The 1,362-nt window shown below is 44.7% G+C and carries 1 protein-coding gene; it reads left to right on the forward strand.

Going from position 1 to position 1,362, the window contains the following annotated elements:
* Positions 1–150: 150 nt before the first annotated feature.
* Positions 151–1,362, forward strand: a 1,212-nt coding sequence (locus tag A3739_RS03545; RefSeq protein ID WP_156502316.1) for a TonB-dependent receptor plug domain-containing protein, incomplete at its 3' end; no start/stop codon positions are given.

Here is a 1,362-nt window from a genome sequence, read left to right on the forward strand (position 1 = left end):
TCAATCAGCAGAAGGAGATAACGACTAGACCAAAGCGCTAGCGTTGTTATTTTCTATATCGAGCGAGGTCACAATCTTCTAGGCTCACAAAGAAGATTGTGATCTCGCTTAGTTATTTTTATTACCATAGATTTTACCCTATACCTGACTATGAAAATTAAGCTGTTACACCTTGCCTTTGCGGCACCTCTAGCGTTTTGCATTAGCCCACTATCACACGCGCAATCTGAAAATGAGGCTTCACTTAGTACCGAAGAAGCAGTCGCTTCGTCTTCCATTACCAGCGTTAAACGCGAAGACATCTACATTACCGGCGGTGCGACTCAGATCAAAAAACAACCGGGTTCCGCGCATCTCATCGACCAAAATGACATCGAAAAGTTTGAATATGATGATATTAATCGTGTGTTAAGCCATATACCGGGCGTCAATATTCAAGAAGAGGAAGGCTATGGCTTAAGACCCAATATCGGTTTGCGTGGCGCACATCCGCATCGCAGCCGTAAAATCGCATTAATGGAAGATGCAGTTTTGATCGGGCCTGCGCCCTACTCAGCTCCTGCCGCATACTACTTTCCAATGTTCGCAAAGATGGAAGGTATAGAAGTATTTAAAGGCCCGTCTGCCATTAAATATGGACCTAACACTGTGGGCGGGGCGGTAAATATGGTGACACGCTCAGTTCCAGAAGAAGATGGTGGACGCCTAAATATCGCCTACGGTACAGACGCCTATTCAAAAGCGCATTTGTTCTATGGCCAGAGAACAGATACTTGGGGCTGGTTAGTCGACGGCATCAACTTACAGACTGATGGTTTTAAAGACCTAGACACTGGCAATGACACTGGCTTTAACAAAAGTGATATTACGCTGAAGGGCTTGATCAACTCAGATATTAGCGCCGATATTTATCAGCAATTGGAAGTCAAAATTCAGTACTCGGATGAAGACTCTGACTCTACCTATCTTGGTGTCACAGAAGAAGACTTTCAGGACACGCCTTATCGACGCTATGCAGCTAGTGACCGAGACCATATGGACGCCGAGCATAAGCAATTGATGCTAACGCACTATATCGAACTCGACCCTACCTTATCGTTGACGACCATTGTTTATCGCAATGAGTTTGAACGACTCTGGTCTAAGTTAAATGGTTTCGATACCAATACATCTTTATCGGAAATCTTTGCCAATCCGAATCAAGGCATTAATGTCGATTTTATTCAGGTATTACGCGGCGAAATAAACTCGTCAGATCTGGGCCCAGACGGAACGCTAATTGTTGGCAACAACGATCGTGAATATGTTTCTCAAGGCATACAGTTTTTGGCACACTGGGACCCAATGCTTCTCGGAGTCGCA

This window comes from Oleiphilus sp. HI0067 (assembly GCF_001635735.1).